The sequence below is a fragment of the Phreatobacter aquaticus genome (assembly GCF_005160265.1).
GTDB lineage: Bacteria > Pseudomonadota > Alphaproteobacteria > Rhizobiales > Phreatobacteraceae > Phreatobacter > Phreatobacter aquaticus.
The window spans coordinates 2,227,697-2,247,057 of the sequence record NZ_CP039865.1 but is presented as its reverse complement, the minus strand read 5'-3'; the positions used below and the strand labels follow the sequence as shown (position 1 = coordinate 2,247,057).

Sequence of the window (19,361 nt, the reverse complement as noted above, 5' to 3'; positions counted from 1 at the left end):
ATCATCGGCCTCAGTCGGTCCGCAGGTTGATGGCCTTGACCACTTCAGCCCACTGACCAGCCTCACGCTCCATGAAGCGGGCGAGATCGGCAGGGCTACCGCCGGCCACGTCTGCCCCGACCGCTTTCAGCCGTTCGCGCATCTCTGGACGAGCCAGGACCGTATTGAAGGCCTTCTGCATGGCATCGACCGCTTCCACGGGCGTGGACTTCGGCGCGACGATCGCCATCCATGCGGAGACGTCATAGTCCGCGTAGCCCTGCTCGGCGACCGTCGGCACATCAGGCAGAATAGATGTCCGATCGCGCGTGGTCACAGCCAGGGCCTTCACGGCCCCGGACTGGATCTGCCCCTGAACACCGGCCAGCGTCGAGAATGACACGCTGAGTGTTCCCCCAAGCAGATCCGACAGGGCCGGCCCTTCACCGCGATAGGGCACGTGCTGCAGCTTGGTGCCAGTTCGCAGGGCGAACAATTCGCCCGCGAGATGGGCAACCGTCCCGGTTCCACCCGAGCTGAAGGTCAGCGGCGCCGCGGCGGAGCGCGCTGCCGCCTCAAGCTGCTTCATCGTCGAATAGGGTGCGTCGGGCCGCGCAACCACCACGAAGGGCAGCTTGGCGATGAGACAGACGGGCACGAAATCTGCCTTCCAGTCGAACGGCAGATTCTGGCGCGACGCCGCGTTGATCACCATGGTGGTCGGTGCGGTCAGGACCGTGTAGCCATCCGGTGCCGCACGGGCGACAGCCTGGGAGGCTATGACGGTCGCGCCACCGCCGCGGTTCTCGATGACGAAGCGTTGGCCGAACACGTCACTTGCCGCCTCGGCAACGATCCTCATGGTGACATCGACGCCGCCGCCTGCCGCAAACGGCACCAGGACCTGGACCGGGCGGCCTGGATAGGTCTGCGCGCGCGCAGGCACAGCGGTCGCGGCAATCGCCATCCCAACAAGCGAGCGGCGCGACAGACCGGACGAGAACATCGACATCGCTTCCTCCTTTTTCAACTTGGGCGCATTTGGGCGCCAGCCGCTGCCATATAGCAGGGCTGCCGGCCATCGCCATCTGAAGGTCTGGAGATCTATTCGGCAGCCTCGCGCCCAAGGCCCGGCACGGTCGCCTGAACTGTTGCCTGCGGTATGTCGTAGGCCAGGAAATCGGCCCAATGGCTTTCGACATCGTCGCAGAACAGCCCGCGCGTGATGCCATCAATCAGCCGCGGCACGGCCGTGGTCATCGCGTTGATCGAGGAGCCCGATGCGCCAAAGCTCATGGTCGAGGCAATCGAGAACAGGTGCACATCACGGATCCAGGGGGTCAGCCCGGGCTGTTTTTCGACAAAGGCATAGTGCTCGGAGAGATAGGGAAAGCCGCCCAGGCGGTCGTTGCGTTCGGCCTCCGGGGGTTGGTAAGCATCCGCCCAGGACAGGATGTTGTCGGCGAATGATGCAAGTTCGGGCTTCGCGCCAAAGTCCATTGCGATGCCAGTGCCGGCGATGAGGAAATCGGCCGCAAACTCGCCCTGGGGGAGGGTCACCACCGCCCGGTCGCCATCGACACGCGCATCAAGCCAGGGCGCATCGGTGTGGACGGTGAAATTGGCGTGCCGGGCGCAGCGATCATAGGTCGCCTGCGGAAATCCTTCACGCAGCCCCAGGACCCGGCTCATGAAGCGCCAGCGCCATACATCGTCGAGATCGCTGAAATGCTTGAGGAAGCCGCGAAAGGTCAGCCAGCGATAGGGCTGGATGACCTGCGGCTCGATGCGGCGGCAGAACAGATGGACCTCGGCTGCACCCGCCTCAAGCGCGGTTGCGGCATTGTCGAAAGCTGACGCACCGGCCCCCAGCACCGCGACCACCTTGCCCTTCAGGCGATCGAAATCGATGGGGTCGGCGGCATGGGCGCGCAATTCGGTGGGCAGGGCTTCGACACATGAGGGCATCCACCAGCGGCCAGTCGAATCCTGGCCGGTCGCCAGAACGACCTTGCGGGCATAGACCGATCGGGTGCCTTCAGGCCCCGACAGCTCAGCGCGAATGAGCCCGCGATCGAATGAGAGACCGGTCAGCTCCGTGGCGTTCTCGACTTTGACGCCCGTGACCTTGCGGACGAACAGGAGGTAGTCGTTCCAGTCTTCCCGGGTGATCAGGTCAAGCGCCCGCCAATGATCGACACCATATTTCGCTTCGTGCCACGACTGATAGGTGAGGCTGGGGATGTCGAGGTCCGGTCCCGTGAAATCCTTCGGACTGCGCAGCGTTTTCATCCGCGCGTAGGTGACCCATGGCCCTTCCTGTCCATAGGCCGCCTTGTCCACCACCAGCACATTGTCGACGCGCATGCGCTTCAGGCCGAAGGCCGTGACCACCCCGGACTGGCCGCCACCCACGATCAGGACGTCCAAGGCCTTCGATCCGTCGGGTCCCGAGCGTGGCTTCAACCAGGGTGCTGCCGGGTGGGCGATCCGACCGAGATCGTCGGCGATGCGGGCTTCAAGGGCTGCAAGAGGGTCGAGGCTCATTGTCGGTCTTCGGTTCAATCGAGAAGGGGGCAGGGACAAACAGAAGCAAGCGGCAGGCCGTGACCATCCCTGCCGTCAGGCAGCCATCATGCGCAAATGCAATGGCAGAAGACACCGACACGGTGCCGCGGGGCGCCCATGTGGACCCGCCCGGATGCAGATGGATCCACCTGAGCGCAGACAGCATTGGCTTTTCCTCGCGTTTTGGCCTAGGACCGCGGCAAGCATCCCAAGCGTCGCCAGTTCCAATCAGGTCCGACATCCGTCGCGACCCACCCGCGGCGTTCCGCCCTCGTGCCCAAGGCGCACCGTTCTTTGACCGATCTTCCGATATCGCCTCCCCTCGCCCGCGCTCTCGCCGCTCGCGACTATACCGACCTCACAACTGTGCAGGAGGACGTCATGTCCTTCGCCGCGCAGGACCGCGACCTCCTCGTTTCCGCCCAGACCGGGTCCGGCAAGACCGTCGCCTATGGGCTGGCGCTCGCCGCAACGCTTCTGGGCGAGGCCGAGCGGCTCGGCCAGGCGAGCGACCCGCTGGCGCTGATCATCGCGCCGACGCGCGAACTGGCGCTGCAGGTTCAGCGAGAGCTGGCCTGGCTCTATGCAGAAGCCGGCGCCAAGATCGTCGCCTGTGTCGGCGGCATGGATCCCAAGCGCGAACGGACTCTGTTGGCCGAAGGCGCCCACATTGTTGTCGGCACTCCCGGCCGCCTGCGCGACCATGTCGAGCGCAGGGCGCTCGATCTGTCGGAGCTCCTCGCGGTCGTTCTGGATGAAGCCGACGAGATGCTCGACCTCGGCTTCCGGGACGATCTCGAGTTCATCCTGAAGGCTGCGCCGGAGACCCGCCGCACGCTGCTGTTCTCGGCGACGCTGCCGACAGGCATCGTGACGCTTGCCAAGCGTTTTCAGCAGCACGCCCACCGTATCGAGGCGGCAGCCGGCGAGCGCGGCCATGCCGATATCGAATATCGGGTCATGCGTGTCCTGCCGAACGAGATCGAGCACGGCATCGTCAACCTGCTGCGCCACATCGATCCGCCGACGGCCATCGTCTTCTGCAACACGCGCAATGCCGTCCGCCATCTGCATGCGACGCTGATGGAGCGCGGCTTTTCCGTTGTCATCCTGTCCGGCGAACTCGGGCAACACGAGCGCAACCAGGCCTTGCAGGCTCTGCGCGACGGCCGGGCCCGGATCTGCGTCGCGACCGATGTCGCCGCGCGTGGCATCGATCTGCCCAATCTCGGCCTGGTCATCCACGCCGAACTGCCGAGCGATCCGGAAGTCCTGCAGCACCGAAGCGGTCGCACCGGCCGTGCTGGCCGCAAGGGTGTCAGCGTCCTGGTTGTTCCGCCGTCGCGCCAGCGGCGCGCCGAAAGCCTCCTGGCCAATGCCGGCCTCATCGCCCAATGGGGCGGACCGCCGTCGGCCGAAGACATTCGCGTGCTCGACCGCCAGCGCCTGATGCAGGATCCGCTGTTCACCGAGGCGCCCGCCGACGAAGACGTCAAGATGGCTGAGGCCCTGCTCGCCGAGAAGAGCCCCGAGATCATTGCCGCGGCCTTCGCCAAGCTCTATCGCGCCCGCCATCCAGAGCCCGAGGATGTCAGCGATCCCGGCGCCGCGCGCCCGATGCGCTCGCCCCAGGATCGCGATTATGGTCCCGGTGCCCGCGACAAGGACCGCGGCCCCCGTGCCCGGCCGACTGGTGGCATGGTGCGCTTCAAGCTGGAAGCAGGCCGCCAGAACCGCGCTGATCCGAAGTGGATCCTTCCGCTGATCTGCCGGCGCGGCAAGGTCACGCGCGACGATGTCGGCGCGATCCGCATCTTCGATACGCATACCGAGTTCGAAGTGATCGAGGCCGCGGCCGACCAGTTCATTGCCCAGGCCCGGCGTGGCAACGAGGAAGACGTGCCGATCACGCCGATCGGTGAGCGCATGGACCGCAATGAGCGGCCAGCCGCCCGGCCGCGCTCCGATGACCGGCCGCGTGGTTACGAAGGCAAGCCGGTCGCCCGCAATCGCGGCAAGCCCGCCAGCGGCTATGGCGACAAGCCCCGCTATGATGACCGGCCCCGCTACGAGGATCGCCCGCGTTTCGAGGACAAGCCGCGCGCTGACGCCAAGCCGAAGTTCGATACCAAACCGAAGTTCGACGCGAAGCCGAAATTCGACGCCAAGCCCAGGTTTGACGACAAGCCGCGCTTCGAGGGCAAGGCACCGGGCAAACCGCCCGCACGTGCTGGCGCAAAACCTGCCGGCATCGCCCCGAAGAAGACGGCCGCGCCGAAAAAGAAGTGGAAGCCTGACCGCGAATGACGCTGCCCGCCGCGCCTAAACCGATTCTGATCTATGTCGATGCCGACGCCTGCCCGGTAAAGGACGAGGTCTATCGCGTTGCCGGGCGCTACGGCCTTGAAGTGCATGTCGTGGCGAACAGCCCGATCGCCGTGCCGCGCGAGCCCTGGATCCACCGTGTGGTGGTTCCCGGCGGCCTCGATGTCGCGGATGACTGGATCGCTGAGCGAGCCATTGCCGGCGACGTCGTGATCACGTCCGACATCCCGCTCGCAGATCGGTCTGTGAAGGCGGGAGCAACCGTGCTTGCACCCAACGGGCGACTGTTCGATCAGGCTGCCATCGGCATGGCGCTCGCGACCCGAAACCTGATGGACGGGCTGCGCTCCGCAGGCGAAATGACCCGAGGTCCGAAGCCTTTTCAGCCCAAGGATCGCTCTGCGTTCCTGTCGGCACTCGATCTCGCGATCACACGGCTGAAACGGGCCGGCTACGGCGCCTGAAGCGCACGCCGATGCCGGCGCTCAGAACTCGACGTCGAGTTCATCGATCTCGTCCGGCTCAAGCTTTGCGGCCGCGGTCCACTCCTTCATCGCCGCCCAGTCGAGGATCGTCTTGCAATAGCCATTGGCGAGCGAATCGAGCGGAACGTCATATGTGACGAAGCGGGTGCAGACCGGCGCGTACATGGCATCGGCCAATGTCGGGGTCTTGCCGAACAGGAATGGCCCGCCATAGGTGGTCAGGCATTCGGTCCAGATCGCCAGGATGCGGTCGATGTCTGGTTGCGCGCCGGCCCAGACCTTGAAGCCTGTGAACTTCGCCTTCAGGTTCATCGGCAAGGCCGAGCGCAGGTTGTGAAAGCCCGAGTGCATCTCGCCGGATACCGAGCGACAATGGGCGCGTGCGGCCAGATCCGTCGGCAGTAACCCCGCTTTCGGAAATTTCTCCGCGAGATATTCCGCGATCGACAGGGTATCCCAGACCTTGATCCCGCCATCGGTCAGGCAGGGCACCAGGAATGACGGCGACAGCAGGAGCAGTTCGGCCCGGCTTGAATCGTCCATAGGCACCGGCTGATCGGCGAAATCGATCCCCGACATGCGGCAGAGAAGCCAGCCCCGGAGCGACCATGACGAATAATTCTTGCTCGAAATCGTGAGCGTCGCCTTCGCCATCGCCTCGTCCTCCCGGGAACCTTGTCATTACACACGACGCAGCTGCAAAAGAATACTCTCGCAGCGCAGCAGAAAGTGCACTAGCTTTTTTCAGAGGCCGCCATACGGCAGGCTCGCGGGGGGTCCCGGCTACCATGATCTATCGCGCGTTCGAAGCCCAGAGCCGAATGTTCGCTCCCTTCCGGGATGCGGCGCGGTGGGCTGCCGCAGCCTACGGCCCCGCCATGCGGGCCAATGGCGGACGGCTCGGCTCGGAAATGCTCGCCACCTGGGAGATGATCGGCCGGGCTGGTTTCACGCACCACCGCCCGGACTACGGCATCTCGACCGTCATGGTCGGCAACAGCGAAGTCGCCGTCACCGAAGAAGCGGCGCATGTCACGCCTTTTGGAACCCTGCTGCATTTCAAGAAGGACGTGGCCACAGTCCAGCCCCGGGTGCTTCTCGTGGCGCCGCTGTCAGGCCATTTCGCAACGCTCCTGCGCAACACGCTGCGCACGCTGCTCGCGGATCACGACGTCTACATCACCGACTGGCACAATGCCCGGGACATTCCGTGGACCGCGGGCCGTTTCGGCTTCGACGAATATGTCGAGCACCTGATCGAGTTCATGGGCGTGATCGGGCCCGGTGCGCATATGGTTGCGGTTTGCCAGCCCTGCGTGCAGGCGCTTGCCGCGGCGGCCGTCATGGCAGAGACAGAGGATCCCAACGTTCCCCGCAGCATGACGCTGATGGCGGGCCCCGTGGACGTCAGGATCAACCCAACCAAGGTCAATGAGCTCGCCTTCAGCAAGCCCTATGAATGGTTCGAGAACAATCTGATCTACACGGTGCCGCTGCCCAATGCCGGTGCGGGCCGGCATGTCTATCCCGGTTTCGTGCAGCTGACCGCCTTCATGGCCATGAACCAGGAGCGCCACATCAAGGCGCACACCGAACTGCATGGGTTGATTGCTAGCGGCGAGACCGAGAAGGCCGAGGCGATCAAGACCTTCTACGATGAGTATTTCGCCGTTCTCGACCTGACGGCCGAGTTCTATCTCGAGACGATCGACAAGGTGTTTCAGCGTGCGTTGCTCGCCAAGGGGGAGCTGACCTACAAGGGCCGGCCGGTCCGGCCTTCCGCCATCACGCGCACGGCGCTTCTGACAGTCGAGGGCGAGCGCGACGACATCTGCTCACTCGGCCAGACGGTCGCGGCGCACGATCTCTGCACCAAGCTGAAGCCGTTCCGGAAGCGCCACCACATGCAGGCGGGCGTTGGCCATTATGGCGTGTTCAGCGGACGAAGGTGGGAGGGACAAGTCTACCCAATCGTCCGCAACATGATCCTCGCCAGCGAATGACAGGCGTTCAGGCGGCCAGGATAGTCCGGACGGTGAAATAGCCGGCGGTCGCGGAGATGGCGCTCACAAACGTTCCCCAGGCCAGATCAATAAGGCTCACCGTTACCGTCCATCCCTTGAGGGTGGCGAGATTGGTGATGTCGTAGGTCCCATAGGCCACGAAGCCGAGAAGCGCGCCGAGACCTGCTGCCATCATCCATGACTTGGCGTTGACCGACGGCATCACGCAGAAAACCGTCAGGCCCACCGCGTAGAAGAGGTAGAAGAGCCCTGCGATCGCAAGGTTGGGGTTCTCAAGGAGCAGAGGTCCGATCTGCGCCTTGTAGACGGGCTTGGACGCGAGGGTGAGCCAGACTGCGTCAAGCGCCAGCAGAACAATTGCGGTCCCGCCATAGGCCACGGCGTATTGGATCATCGTCCTACTCCAGTCTGAGCTGCCCTCCGAGAGGAGGCGATGTGTTGTGCCGCCGTCAGATCCGGAGGAACGGCTGAGCCAGCCGGACGATCAGGCTCTTGAACCGCAGTGGCGCATCAGTCACGGCCAGACAGACGCAATCGCCTCCGGGACCTGCGATCGGCTGGTGTTCCACGGCTTCGTCGGCCTCCTCGATGTCGCCGCGCCCGAACACCTCCGGACCGTCGCAGAGTGTACCCGCGAGCACTACGGTCAGTTCCATCCCCCTGTGACCATGTTCGGGCACAGGAGACCCGGCCGGGATCTTCAGCAGGCGCACGCTCGTCTGCCCATCTCGCGTCTTGATGGGCAAGTGCCAGGCGCCGACGCCCAGCCGCTTCCAGGGGATCTGCTGCAAATCGCCGCCGATATAGCTGCGCAGAGGCTCAGGAACGGCGTTGTGATCATCCCTGGCACAGGCGCGCGGCGGCGCAACAGGGTCCTGCTGCGTCCGGGCAATCCGCGCCATCAGACGATCGAAGGCTCCATCCGTGACCGGCTCCGGCTCAATCCCCTCAAGCAGGGCGCCGCCCACATCCGTTGCCAGACGCCTGGCACGGCGCGCCTGCGGCGACAGGGCGAGATGGGTCGCAACCGCCAGGCTCCAACCTTCCGACAGCGTCCCCGCTTCGTAGGCGACAAGCAACTCGTCGCTGACATGGTGGACGGTCGTCACGGGCGGTCTCCAATCGTGTCGGAAAGAGCGGCACGCAGCTTGGCGAAAGCCAGGCGAACGCGCGATTTCACTGTCCCAAGGGGGATGCCGAGATCCGCCGCGATATCGCTTTGGGACCGGTCGTCAAAATAGGCGAGGCGCAGGATCGCGCGCTCGTTGTCATTGAGCCCGGCGAGCGCTTCATGCAGGCGCTCGGCAGACTGGCGGCTGACGATCGCCATGTCGGCGTCCGGGTCAGGATCCGGCATCAAGGCAGGATCACTCATGTCGACTTCCGGGCGGCTCGCGCGCCTGAACGCGTCGATACGCAGATTGCGGACGATCGTGAAGATCCAGGTGGAAGCAGAGGACTTGCTCCGGTCGAACTGGGCGGCCTTGCGCCAGACCAGGACCATCGCCTCCTGCATCAATTCCTCGGCAGCGGCGGGATTGGCGCCAAGCTTACGGAGATAGGCCTGCAGGCGTGGTGCAAAATGACGGAACAGGACCTCGAATGCTGCCCGGTCCTGCGATGCGGCGATCGCAGCGATGCAATCTTCCATGCGCCGCGCAATGACCTCTCGCGAGTCCTGCCGTTCCACAATGCTATCCACGCGCTTGATGCGATCGCCCTCGGCCGGACGCCAGACGCGCCCTGACGCGCGACGAACGGGCAGAGCACTCTGCCATGGGAACAACGACTGCGAAACTGCTTGGTTCATGGCCCGGTCTACGCGGGGCCATCGGCCGCGGATTTCAATCCGATGCAAAAAGATTCCGCCTCGCGGCGCATCCAAGCGTCTATGGCCCACGTAACCCAGCCAATGACATCACATCGCAACGAGATCATCATGCCCGCATTTGGACGCCCTGCCGACTTGAATGCGTCGGCTCCGCGCAACATTGCGGTCATCGGCGCTGGCATTTCCGGCCTGTCGGCGGCCTGGCTCCTGTCCACCCGGCATCGCGTGACGCTGTTCGAGAAGGAACCGCGGCTTGGCGGTCATGCACACACGGTCGATGTCGACGGCCCGCATGTGCCGGTTGCCGTCGATACCGGCTTCATCTGCTACAACGCGCCGAACTATCCCAACCTGACCAAGCTGTTCGAACATCTTGGCGTCCCGACCAAACCCGCCAGCATGTCGTTTGCGGCCTCGGTCGATGACGGCCGGTTCGAATATGCCAGTTCCGATCTGAACAGCCTTATCGGCCAGCGCGGCAACCTCGTGCGGCCACGGTTCTGGTTCATGCTGCGCGACATGCTGCGCTTCTATGGCCGGGCCCGCACGATGGTCGAAAGTCCTGATATCGCCGACATCACGCTCGGCGATTATCTGGATCGGGAAGGCTATTCCAAGGGGTTGGTCGATGACCATGTCCTGCCCATGTGCGCCGCCATCTGGTCGACCTCGGCCAAGGAAATCCGCGCTTACCCGCTGCGGTCCTATCTGCGGTTCTTTTCCAATCACGGTCTCCTCAATATCGGCGATCAGCAGATCTGGCAGACGGTCGATGGCGGCAGCCGGGAATATGTCACCCGGATCAGGCAGGCCTTCGGGGATCGGGTGACCATCCGGCCCGGTGCACGCAGCCTGACGAGATCCGACGGTGGGGTGGTGGTGGAGGACGTGCTCGGCGGTGCCGAACGTTTCGACGATGTCGTGGTCGCCGCGCATGCGGACGAAGCGCTTGCCCTGATCACCGATCCGGACGCGGACCAGAAGCGGCTGCTCGGCGCATTTGCCTATACCCGCAACCGGACCGTGCTTCACGATGATCCTGGTCTCATGCCCAAGCGTCGACGGGTGTGGGCGAGCTGGAACTATATCGGTGGCAAGGGTGGACCCGGTGACCAGCCGCTTTGCGTCAGCTACTGGATGAACAAGCTGCAGAGCCTGGACAAGCGGCAGCAGCTGTTCGTCACTCTCAATCCGCTGCGCGAGCCGAAGGCCGGATCCATCAAGCAGGAATTTGATTACAGCCATCCACTGTTCAATCAGGCTGCACTCGATGCACAGCAGGACCTCTGGTCTCTGCAGGGCCGTGACGGACTGTGGTTCTGCGGCAGCTATTTCGGCTATGGCTTCCATGAGGATGGTCTGCAATCGGGCCTGGCGGTCGCCGAAGAGCTGGGCGGTGTTCGCAGGCCCTGGTCGGTCGCAAACGAGTCCGACAGACTGGTGCGGCCGGAGCGCCTGTTGGTTGCCGCCGAATGAGTGGGACCTCCGCCCTCTATGCCGGCATGGTCACCCACGCGCGGTTGAGGCCCAGAGCTCATCGGCTCGGCTATCGCGTGTTCTCGGCCTTGTTCGATATCGACGAACTGCCCCAGCTGGATCGGTCCCTCAGGCTGTTCGGCCACAACCGACGGGCGCTCTATTCCTTCCATGACCGCGACCATGGCGACGGCTCGGGGCGGCTCCGCCCCTGGGTGGAGACGAAGCTGCTGGCCGCAGGCATCGAGCCGGATGGCGGCGCGATCCGTTTGCTCTGCTACCCGCGCATTCTGGGCTTCGTGTTCAACCCGCTGACGGTCTTCTTCTGTCACGACCGCAACGGCCAGCTGGTTGCGATCCTTTACGAGGTCGCCAATACCCATGGCGAGCGCCACACCTATGTGATCCCGACACGTTCAGGCGACGGCCCCGTCGTTGAGCAAGAATGCGCGAAGGACTTCTTCGTCTCGCCCTTCGTCGCCATGGATTGCCGCTATCGCTTCCGGATCGGCCCGCCTGGCGACAAGGTCCTGGTGTCGATCGCCGAGGACGATGCCGACGGGCTTTTTCTAACAGCGACTTTCGCGGGCCGCCGCGTACCAATCAGCGATGGCCGGCTTCTGCGCATGCTGCTGGCCTACCCTCTGATGACGCTGAAGGTGGTCGCCGGAATCCATTGGGAAGCTCTGAAGCTCTGGTGGAAGGGCATTCCGGTCTTCGCCCATGGCAAGGCTGCCGCACCCATTGGCGAGACCGTGGTGACGGTCGCGGACCGACGCTGAGGCGCCTGAGCTCACCGCACCATGCGGCGCGTGAGCTTGAACAGCAACCAGTTCGGCAGCGCCTCCAGGATCGCCATGGCGAAGGCCATGCGCTTGGGAAAGACGATGCGGAACTTGCGGCCGGCCAGACCATCGACGATCTCGCGCGCGGCGCGTTCGGCCGGGATCAGGAACGGCATCGGGAACGTGTTCTTCGCTGTCAGCGGCGTCTCGACAAAGCCTGGGCAGATCAGCCGGAGATCGACTCCGGCTTCGTCGAGTTCGGGCTTCAGCGCCTCGCACATGTTGATCAGCGCGGCCTTGGTCGCGCCATAGGCCGCCGATGTCGGCAAGCCCCGGAAGCCAGCCACCGAAGCAACGACAGCGATCTGGCCGCTGCCACGCTCCATGAAGCGTGGCAGAAGCGCCGCAAGCCCGTGCACTGCGCCCATCAGATTGGTCTCGACCAGCTTGCGGAAGGCAGAGACCTCGAAGGTCTCTGCCGTCACCGGGATATGCGTGCCGGCGTTCAGCAGCGCCAGGTCCAGGGGGCCGATCTGGGCCTCGATCTGCGCGACCACCGCGGCGACGGCGCTTTCGTCGGTGACATCAAGTCGGAAACCAACGATGCGCCCGCCGAAGGCTGCCGCCTCGGCAGCTAGCACGGTCAGGTCGGCGTCGGTCCGGGAACTTACGGCAACCACCCAGCCCTGCCGCGCCAGCAGCAAGGCAACGTCGCGCCCTATGCCCTTGCCTGCCCCGGTAATCCAGGCCCGACGTTCGACGAGATCGCTCATGGCTTGATGTCCATTCGATTGCAATTGTCTCTTCGATACGAAGGCTCGCGCGCCACGGATCGGAAACGGCGATTCAGGTGGCGCCAGGGGGTGCCAAATCGGCGCCTTGCAGATATAGGCGCTAGCGACGTGGCATCCGCTGCCGCGTCTTTGCAGCCCGCATGACCGGGCGAACCGCGGAGGCTGGAATTCATGACTGTGTCGCGTGTGCTTGCATCCCTCGCCCTGGTCTGCGCGCTTGCCGTTGCTCCGGCCTTCGCGGACGACATCAGTGATGCCATCGACGAGGCTCGCCGCGCCTACCAGGCCAACGACCTCAATGCCGCAAAATCGGCACTCGATGTTGCCTCGCAGCTGATCGCACAGCGCAACGCCAGCGGACTTGCCCAGTACCTGCCGCCTGCTCCGAACGGATGGCAGGCGGGAGAAGCGGAAACGGATGCCAGCACGGCCGCCATGTTTGGCGGAGGTGTGATCGCGAAGCGGCGATATTCCATGGGTGGCCGTGACATAACAGTGCAGCTTCTGGCCAATTCGCCCCTGTTCCTGCAACTCGCACCGATGTTCTCAAACGCCCAGTTGCTCGGCGCCATGGGCCGGGTGTTCCGGGTCAAGGGAAAGACGGCGCTGCTCGGACGCGACGGCAATATCCAGATGATTGTCGGCAAGGCGCTGATCATGATCGAGGGTTCGGGCACGGAGACCGAAAAGCGCAGCTTCCTGGAAGCCTTGGATATCGCCGCCATCGAGCGCTTCGGCGGCTGAGTGAGCCGTGGTCCCAATGATTGCGCTAGCGCCTTCGGGCGTGGCACGGTCGTCCTTCCTTTGCCGGATATTGAATCCGGCGGTACCGATCTGTGAGGCATGATGACCGGCTCGGCGAGCGAACCACGCTCCCGCATCAATCTCAGGTGGATCGCCGAACAAGTCGGTGTCCATCCCTCGACGGTCTCGCGTGCGCTGGACGCCTCCAAGCGCCACCTCGTCGCCGATGACGTGGCCGAGCGGATCATCGCGGCAGCGGACAAGCTCGGCTATCGACCGGACCCGGTGGCCGCGAGCCTGCGCACGCGGCGCTCGACATTGGTCGGCGTGCTCGTCCCCGACATCACCAATCCTGTGTTCTCACCGATCATATCGGGGATCGCGGAGGTTCTGGGGGAGGAAGGCTATTCCACCATCGTCGCCGATGCCGGGGCGGGCCGGGACCAACGACTGCGCCTCGTCGACGAACTGGCAGCACGCCGGGTGGACGGCCTCATCCTGGCAACCGTCGGCCGCAATGACGAGGTGCTGCAGCATTGTCTCGCAGCGGGCCTCAAGGTCGTGCTGGTCAACCGGGCCGACGATGCGGGACGCACGGCCTCTGTGGTTTCCGACGACATGGCCGGCATGGCGCTGGCAGTGAACCATCTCGCCGCGCTCGGCCATCGCAAGATCGGCCACATCGCCGGCCCGTCTTCGCTGTCGACCGGTCATCTCCGGCGCCAGGGTTTCGAGAAGGTCATGGCGGCCCATCAGCTTGCTGTCCCGACCGGGGCGATTGTCGAAGCCAATGCCTATGAACGCGACGAAGGCGAACGCGCTGCGGCAGCGCTCCTCGCGGCCTATCCCGGCATCACTGCTATTGCTGCGGCAAACGACCTGCTGGCGCTCGGCGCCTATCGCGCACTGGCGGCGCGGGGGCTCACCTGTCCGGGAGACGTCTCTGTCGTGGGACACAACGACATGCCGCTGGTCGACATGGTGGAGCCACCCTTGACCACGGTGCGGATCGGCCCCCGCGAAATGGGCCGGGAAGCGGCCAAGCTGCTGCTCGCCCGCATGTCCGATCCCGCAGGGGCCATACGCCGCGTCATGCTGGAACCGACCCTGGTCATCCGCCGATCGACCGCACAGCCTCGGGCGAAGTGAGCTTCAGCGCCCCTTGAAGCGCGGCGGCCGCTTTTCGTTGAAGGCCAGCACGCCCTCGTGGCGATCCTCGGTCGAGACCATGCGGTTATAGGCTTCGATCTCGAAGGCCAGGCCATCGGCCAGCGACATCTGCAGACCGCGATGGATCGATTGCTTGGCCTGCCTGACCGAGATCGGCGCGTTGCCGGCAATGCGTTGCGCAGTCGCCAGAGCTGCCACCATGAGTTCGGCCGGCGAGGCCACCGCGTTGACCAGCCCCCAGGTCTCGCCCTCCTGCGCGGAGAACGGCTTGCCGGTGAGGATCAGTTCCTTGGCACGCCGCTCGCCAACCGCACGCGACAGGTTCTGTGTGCCGCCGGCGCCGGGCATGATGCCAAGCGTCACTTCGGTGAGAGCGAAGCGCGCAGTTTCAGCGGCATAGATGAAGTCGCAACAGCAGGCGATCTCACAGCCGCCGCCATAGGCAGCCCCGTTGACCGCGGCGATGACCGGGACCGGGCAATCGATCAGAGCGCGCGCCATGCGCTCGAAGATGACGTGCTGGCGCGTCCACTGCTCGTCAGTCATGCCCCGGCGCTCCTTGAGGTCGCCGCCGGCGCAGAAGGCCCGCTCGCCAGCACCGGTCAGCACGATGGCGCGGACGTCCCCTGGGTTGAGCGCAATATCCTCGAAGCACTGGACGAGGTCGCGCCCCATCTGGGTGTTGAGGGCGTTCATCGCCTCGGGCCGGTTCATCGTCACGACCAGCACATGGTCGTGCGGCCGCGACAGGCTGAGGGTCTCGAATTCCGTCGCGGCCATCATGGTCTGCCCTCAGGCGCCGGGAGCGAGCTTGCGCTCGACCAGTGTCGCGTAGACGGCGGCAGCGACCGGCAGCACCTTGTCGTTGAAGTCGTAGGCCGGATTGTGGACCGGCGCGGAATCGCCGTTGCCGATATTGATGTAGGCGCCCGGTACCTTCTCCAGCATGAAGGAGAAGTCTTCCGAGCCGGTGATGAAGTCGCGGTTGCGATCGACATTCTCTTCGCCGCCGATGGAGGCTGCGACATCGGCGAGGAACTCAGCCTCGGCGGGATCGTTGAAAAGCGGCGCGAAGATGACGCGGAAGTCCACTTCGGCGCGAGCTCCGAAGCCGGTGGCAATGCCGGTGGCGATCCGCTTCATGTTCGTTTCGATCGTCTCAAGGATGCCCGGCTTGAACCAGCGCGCGGTCCCGCGGATATGGGCCTCGTTCGGGATGACGTTGTAGGCATCGCCGCCCTCAATGCGGGTACAGCTGATGACCGCACCATCAATGGCACCCACATTGCGCGAAGCAATCGACTGGAGGGCCGTGACGATGTGGCAGGCCACCAGGACGGGGTCGACGCCGTTCTCGGGATGGGCTCCGTGCGATCCCCTGCCCTCGATCTTGATGTCGAAGAAGCCACCACCAGCCATCATCAGGCCGGGACGGATGCCGAAGCGACCGAGCGGCATCTTCGGCGCGTTGTGATAGCCAAACACGCTGTCGCAGGGAAAGCGCTCGAACAGGCCATCGGCGAGCATCGCGCGCGCCCCGCCCACGCCCTCTTCGGCCGGCTGGAAGATGAGGTTGACCGTGCCATCGAACCGGCGCGTCTCGGCGAGATAGCGCGCGGCGCCAAGCAAGCTGGTCGTGTGGCCGTCATGGCCGCAGGCATGCATCCGCCCTGGAATGGTCGAGCGGTAGGACAGCTGCGTGGTCTCGTCCATCGGCAAGGCATCCATGTCGGCGCGCAGGCCGATGGAACGCGCGGACGTGCCGACCTTCAGCCGGCCGACGACCCCGGTCTTGCCGACATTGCGATGAACCTCGTAACCCCACGCTTCGAGCGAACGGGCGACGAACTCGGAGGTGCGCACTTCCTCGAACCCGATTTCCGGATGGGCATGCAGATCATGGCGCCAGGCAATGAGGTCGTTTTCGAAGGTCTTGATTGTGTCGATGACACCCATGGCGAGGCTCCGAATTGCGAGGGACCCGCGTTCTCGGTCTGCGGGGTATCTGTGATCCATAAAAGGCGGATCGCCTCATGGCCACCCGGATTTGTTGGGGCCACCGATGCGAAAGCGGAGGGCTGCCGGCCCTGAGCGCGCTTGATGACGCGTGTCACACACCTGTCATCAAGAGTCGCCAGAGGTTTCCTTGCAGACTTTCACTCCTCCACTTCCCGTGAGGTATTCACATGTTTTCCCGCATCACGACTGCGGCGGCGCTGATCGCAGCGACGCTGTTCGCCCAACCGGCCGCAGCGCAGAGCGTTGAGTTCACCGGTGCTGGCGCGACCTTCCCGGCGCCGGTCTATGCTGCTTGGGCGTCGGCCTACAAGGCCGCCACCAACAACACGCTGAACTACCAGCCGATCGGCTCGGGCGCTGGCATCACCCAGATCCAGAACCGCACCGTCGACTTCGGTGCTTCCGACGCCCCCGTGCCGGCAGCTCGTCTCACCCAGCAGCGCCTGGTGCAGTTCCCGGCAGTGATCGGCGCCATCGTCATGGTGGTCAATCTCGACGGCGTGAACAAGAACCAGCTGAAGCTCACCGGCGAGATCGTCGCCGACATCTATATGGGCGTCATCAAGACCTGGAACGACCCGCGCATCGTCGCCCTCAACCCGGGCGTCAACCTGCCGGCGCTCGCCGTGCAGCCGATCTACCGCTCCGACGGATCGGGCACGACCTTCGTGTTCACCAGCTATCTCTCGGAAGTGAGCGCCAAGTGGAAGACCGATGTCTCCGCTGCCACGTCCGTGCAGTGGAAGGCTGGCGCTGGTGCCCGTGGCAATGACGGCGTCGCCGGTGCCGTGCGCAACACCAAGGGCGCGATCGGTTATGTCGAATATGCCTTCGCGGCCGAAAACGCCATGGTCACGACGCAGCTCCAGAACGTTGCCGGCCAGTTCGTCCCGCCGTCGACCGCGTCCTTCCAGGCTGCTGCCGCCGCCGCCGACTGGGACAACTCGACCGATCTCGCCGCGACCATGCTCAACCGTCCCGGCGCTCAGACATGGCCGATCGTCAGCTCGACCTACATCCTGATCCCGCGCGATCCGCGTGACGCCGGCCGGGCCAAGGCAGCTCTGGACTTCTTCGCCTGGGCCCTGTCGAAGCCGGGCGACGACATCGCCGAGAAGCTGCACTACATCCCGCTGCCGGATGCTGTCGTCACGCGCGTCAAGGCCGCCTGGGCCAATGTGCGCAACCCGCAGGGCCAGCCCGTCTGGACCGGCGCGACCAACTGATGCCGACGACCGGACCTGCGCCCTTTTGGGTGCAGGTCCGGCTCCCCGCGGCCAAGGCCGCCACATCCCTTCCACCAGACTGCGAGCCCGAACGTGACATCTGTCGCTGACTCTTCCTCGCTCCGCCCCCGAGGCCAGCACCTGGCGCAGTCCATCCGCCGCGGTCAGGTCGTCGATACGGTCTTCCACACGGCGCTCTGGACCTGCGGTGGCCTGGTTCTCGTGATCCTCGGCACGATGATCGCCCTGCTCGCCTATGATGGCTGGCCGGCCCTGAGAGAATTCGGCTTCGGCTTCTACACAAGCGCGGTCTGGAACCCGGTGACCGAGAAGTTCGGCGCCTTGTCGATGCTCTACGGCACGCTCGTCACCTCGATCATCGCTGTCGTCATCGCCGTACCGGTCTCCTTCGGCATCGCCTTCTTCCTCACCGAGGTATGCCCTCAGGTCGTTCGCAAGCCGATCGGCGTGACCATCCAGTTGCTCGCGGCCGTGCCGTCGATCATCTATGGCATGTGGGGCGCGTTGATCGTCGCACCGCTCATCGCGGTCTACATCCAGGCCCCCCTGTCGGCCGCCTTGTCGTGGATCCCGTTCGTGGGAGCTGTGTTCGAGGGCCCGCCGCAGCAGTTCAGTGTCTTCACCGCCGGATTGATCATGGCCCTGATGATCCTGCCCTTCATCACCGCCATGTTCGTGGAAACCCTGGAATCGGTGCCCCAGATGCTGGCCGAGTCGGCCTATGGCGTCGGCGCTACCACCTGGGAAGTGTTCCGCAACGTGCGCATTCCCTACGGCCGCACGGCCATGGTCGGCGCCGGCATGCTGGGCCTTGGCCGAGCACTCGGTGAAACCATGGCGGTGACCTTCGTCATCGGCAATGCCAACCGCATCAGCTCCTCGATCTTCGCTCCAGGCTCGTCGATCGCCTCGGTGATCGCCAGCGAGTTCGGTGAAGCCGAGCAGGGCAGTCTCAAGCTCCACTCGCTGCTGCAGCTTGGCTTCTCGCTGTTCATCATCTCCTTCATCGTGCTGGCCATCTCGCGCTGGCTCGTGCGCAGCCGTCTGGACTGAGGTTCGCCATGGCCACCCCATCACTTGGACGCATGAACCGGCGCCTTGCCCTCGACAAGGCTCTGAAAGCCCTGTCGGTTGTCTTCGCCGGCATCGCCATGATCCTGCTGTTCTGGATCCTCGGCACCCTGCTGGTGAACGGGCTTTCCGCGCTCAATCTCTCGGCACTGACCAATGACGCATTCGGTCAACCGCAGGGGCTCGCTCACGCCATCGTCGGCTCCCTGATACAGGTGGCGGTCGCCACTCTGATCGCGACACCGGTTGGCATTCTGGCCGGCACCTTCCTTGCCGAGCAGGGCAAGGGCTCATGGCTTGCCGAGGCGATCCGCTTCGTCAACGACGTCCTCCTTTCGGCACCGTCGATCCTCATCGGCCTGTTCGTCTATACGCTCGTGGTGGTGCCGCTCGGCCGTTTCTCCGGATGGGCCGGAACATTGGCGCTGGCGATCATCATCCTGCCGGTGGTGCTGCGCTCGACCGAGGACATGCTGCGCCTCGTGCCGCCCCAGCTGCGCGAAGCCGCCTTCGCCCTCGGCGCATCGCACTGGACGGTGATCTCCTTGGTGCAGTGGAAGGCGGCTCGCGCCGGCATTCTCACGGGACTGTTGCTGGCTATCGCCCGTGCTGCAGGTGAGACCGCTCCGCTTCTGTTCACCGCATTCAGCAATCCGCAGCTGACGACCAACCTTGGTGCGCCGATGGCGACGCTGCCGGTCCACATCTACAACCTCACGCTCAGCCCCGACGCCGATTCCATCGCGCTTGCCTGGGCGGGCGCGCTGCTCATCACGCTCGGCGTGCTGGCCCTCAACATCACGTCACGCATTGTCATCGCCCTCGGACAGGGAAAGTAACAAC

Annotated in this window: 19 protein-coding genes; 10 read left to right on the top strand and 9 right to left on the bottom strand. The window is 64.7% G+C overall.

Annotated elements, in window-relative coordinates; genetic code table 11:
• Window positions 1–10: 10 nt before the first annotated feature.
• The gene (locus tag E8L99_RS10480) at window positions 11–991 is read right to left on the bottom strand and encodes a Bug family tripartite tricarboxylate transporter substrate binding protein (protein WP_137099478.1); all 981 of its coding nucleotides are present in this window, start codon (window positions 989–991) and stop codon (window positions 11–13) included.
• Between the two features lie 92 nt (window positions 992–1,083).
• Window positions 1,084–2,526 (bottom strand): NAD(P)-binding domain-containing protein, encoded by a 1,443-nt coding sequence (locus E8L99_RS10475; RefSeq protein WP_137099477.1) that lies wholly within the window; start codon window positions 2,524–2,526, stop codon window positions 1,084–1,086.
• Window positions 2,527–2,841: 315 nt separating this feature from the next.
• Here E8L99_RS10475 and E8L99_RS10470 point away from each other — a divergent pair, with 315 nt between their 5' ends.
• Both E8L99_RS10470 and E8L99_RS10465 read left to right on the top strand, forming a co-directional pair.
• On the top strand, window positions 2,842–4,854 hold the full coding sequence (locus E8L99_RS10470) for a DEAD/DEAH box helicase (protein ID WP_137099476.1): 2,013 nt from the start codon (window positions 2,842–2,844) through the stop codon (window positions 4,852–4,854).
• Entirely contained in the window at window positions 4,851–5,336 is a 486-nt protein-coding gene (locus E8L99_RS10465) for a YaiI/YqxD family protein (protein ID WP_137099475.1), read from the top strand. The genes E8L99_RS10470 and E8L99_RS10465 overlap by 4 nt, the downstream gene beginning before the upstream one ends.
• 21 nt (window positions 5,337–5,357) lie before the next feature.
• On the opposite strand, the gene E8L99_RS10460 is transcribed toward E8L99_RS10465, so the two are convergent.
• Window positions 5,358–6,011: a glutathione S-transferase family protein gene (locus tag E8L99_RS10460; RefSeq protein ID WP_137099474.1), complete on the bottom strand. Its 654-nt coding sequence runs from the start codon at window positions 6,009–6,011 to the stop codon at window positions 5,358–5,360.
• A gap of 134 nt (window positions 6,012–6,145) precedes the next feature.
• Here E8L99_RS10460 and E8L99_RS10455 point away from each other — a divergent pair, with 134 nt between their 5' ends.
• On the top strand, window positions 6,146–7,360 hold the full coding sequence (locus E8L99_RS10455) for a polyhydroxyalkanoate depolymerase (protein WP_137099473.1): 1,215 nt from the start codon (window positions 6,146–6,148) through the stop codon (window positions 7,358–7,360).
• Window positions 7,361–7,367: 7 nt separating this feature from the next.
• Here E8L99_RS10455 and E8L99_RS10450 read toward each other — a convergent pair whose 3' ends face one another.
• From E8L99_RS10450 to E8L99_RS10440, 3 genes are read right to left on the bottom strand one after another with little or no spacing between them, the layout of a single operon-like run.
• Window positions 7,368–7,775 (bottom strand): DUF2177 family protein, encoded by a 408-nt coding sequence (locus tag E8L99_RS10450; protein ID WP_137099472.1) that lies wholly within the window; start codon window positions 7,773–7,775, stop codon window positions 7,368–7,370.
• 55 nt (window positions 7,776–7,830) lie between these two features.
• Entirely contained in the window at window positions 7,831–8,490 is a 660-nt protein-coding gene (locus E8L99_RS10445) for a ChrR family anti-sigma-E factor (protein ID WP_137099471.1), read from the bottom strand.
• On the bottom strand, window positions 8,487–9,266 hold the full coding sequence (locus tag E8L99_RS10440; RefSeq protein WP_315862582.1) for a sigma-70 family RNA polymerase sigma factor: 780 nt from the start codon (window positions 9,264–9,266) through the stop codon (window positions 8,487–8,489). Before E8L99_RS10440 ends, E8L99_RS10445 begins: the two co-directional genes overlap by 4 nt.
• A 54-nt stretch (window positions 9,267–9,320) precedes the next feature.
• Between E8L99_RS10440 and E8L99_RS10435 the strand changes: the two genes are divergently transcribed.
• Both E8L99_RS10435 and E8L99_RS10430 read left to right on the top strand, forming a co-directional pair.
• Window positions 9,321–10,688: an NAD(P)/FAD-dependent oxidoreductase gene (locus E8L99_RS10435; RefSeq protein ID WP_137099470.1), complete on the top strand. Its 1,368-nt coding sequence runs from the start codon at window positions 9,321–9,323 to the stop codon at window positions 10,686–10,688.
• On the top strand, window positions 10,685–11,470 hold the full coding sequence (locus E8L99_RS10430) for a DUF1365 domain-containing protein (protein ID WP_137099469.1): 786 nt from the start codon (window positions 10,685–10,687) through the stop codon (window positions 11,468–11,470). The genes E8L99_RS10435 and E8L99_RS10430 overlap by 4 nt, the downstream gene beginning before the upstream one ends.
• A gap of 11 nt (window positions 11,471–11,481) precedes the next feature.
• On the opposite strand, the gene E8L99_RS10425 is transcribed toward E8L99_RS10430, so the two are convergent.
• Window positions 11,482–12,246, bottom strand: coding sequence for an SDR family NAD(P)-dependent oxidoreductase (locus E8L99_RS10425; protein ID WP_137099468.1), 765 nt, complete (start codon window positions 12,244–12,246; stop codon window positions 11,482–11,484).
• 192 nt (window positions 12,247–12,438) lie between these two features.
• On the opposite strand from E8L99_RS10425, the gene E8L99_RS10420 reads away from it, so the two are divergent.
• Together E8L99_RS10420 and E8L99_RS10415 are read left to right on the top strand one after the other, a co-directional pair.
• On the top strand, window positions 12,439–13,011 hold the full coding sequence (locus tag E8L99_RS10420; protein ID WP_137099467.1) for a hypothetical protein: 573 nt from the start codon (window positions 12,439–12,441) through the stop codon (window positions 13,009–13,011).
• A 99-nt stretch (window positions 13,012–13,110) separates the two neighbouring features.
• On the top strand, window positions 13,111–14,160 hold the full coding sequence (locus E8L99_RS10415) for a LacI family DNA-binding transcriptional regulator (protein WP_252511332.1): 1,050 nt from the start codon (window positions 13,111–13,113) through the stop codon (window positions 14,158–14,160).
• 3 nt (window positions 14,161–14,163) lie between these two features.
• Here the strand turns inward: E8L99_RS10415 and E8L99_RS10410 are convergent, their stop codons facing one another.
• Window positions 14,164–14,964, bottom strand: a complete 801-nt coding sequence (locus E8L99_RS10410; protein WP_252511331.1) for an enoyl-CoA hydratase/isomerase family protein — start codon at window positions 14,962–14,964, stop codon at window positions 14,164–14,166.
• Window positions 14,965–14,973: 9 nt separating this feature from the next.
• Entirely contained in the window at window positions 14,974–16,137 is a 1,164-nt protein-coding gene (locus E8L99_RS10405; RefSeq protein ID WP_137099466.1) for a M20 aminoacylase family protein, read from the bottom strand.
• A 230-nt stretch (window positions 16,138–16,367) separates the two neighbouring features.
• On the opposite strand from E8L99_RS10405, the gene pstS reads away from it, so the two are divergent.
• From pstS to pstA, 3 genes are all read left to right on the top strand, one after another.
• Window positions 16,368–17,426 carry a phosphate ABC transporter substrate-binding protein PstS gene (pstS, locus tag E8L99_RS10400; RefSeq protein WP_137099465.1) on the top strand — a complete coding sequence of 353 codons (1,059 nt, stop codon included), beginning with the start codon at window positions 16,368–16,370 and terminating at the stop codon, window positions 17,424–17,426.
• Window positions 17,427–17,519: 93 nt separating this feature from the next.
• A complete protein-coding gene (gene pstC, locus E8L99_RS10395) occupies window positions 17,520–18,500 on the top strand; it encodes a phosphate ABC transporter permease subunit PstC (protein ID WP_215907071.1) in 981 nt (326 codons plus the stop codon).
• A gap of 8 nt (window positions 18,501–18,508) precedes the next feature.
• Complete coding sequence (pstA, locus tag E8L99_RS10390; protein WP_137099464.1) at window positions 18,509–19,357, top strand: phosphate ABC transporter permease PstA; 849 nt, start codon at window positions 18,509–18,511, stop codon at window positions 19,355–19,357.
• Window positions 19,358–19,361 lie beyond the last annotated feature (4 nt).